Annotated in this window: 1 protein-coding gene; it reads left to right on the top strand. The window is 50.9% G+C overall.

Annotated elements, in window-relative coordinates; translation table 11 throughout:
- Window positions 1-53 precede the first annotated feature (53 nt).
- A partial coding sequence (locus GV819_RS32850; RefSeq protein ID WP_161760140.1) for a glucan biosynthesis protein occupies window positions 54-387 on the top strand: 334 nt, incomplete at its 3' end.

The raw sequence follows: 387 nt of genomic DNA, 5'->3' as shown, positions 1-387 counted from the left end.
GAAAATGACCAGCGCGGGACCATTCACAACACCAGAAGGACTCACTTTCAGGTATGGATCGTAGACGATTTATTAAAGGTTCAATGGCTATGGCCGCCGTGTGCGGTACCAGCGGCATTGCTTCTCTTTTTTCTCAGGCGGCATTCGCGGCCGATTCTGATATTGCCGACGGGCAAACCCAGCGTTTTGACTTCTCCATTCTACAGTCAATGGCGCACGACTTAGCGCAAACAGCATGGCGTGGTGCACCACGTCCGTTACCTGACACTTTGGCGACAATGACGCCGCAGGCTTATAACAGTATTCAATACGACGCCGAAAAATCGCTCTGGCATAACGTTGAGAACCGTCAACTGGACGCTCAGTTTTTCCATATGGGAATGGGAT

It is taken from the genome of Pseudomonas sp. Fl5BN2, from assembly GCF_009908205.1.
GTDB lineage: Bacteria > Pseudomonadota > Gammaproteobacteria > Pseudomonadales > Pseudomonadaceae > Aquipseudomonas.
Note: the sequence above shows the minus strand (reverse complement) of the source record. Positions and strands in the feature narration are given on the sequence as shown.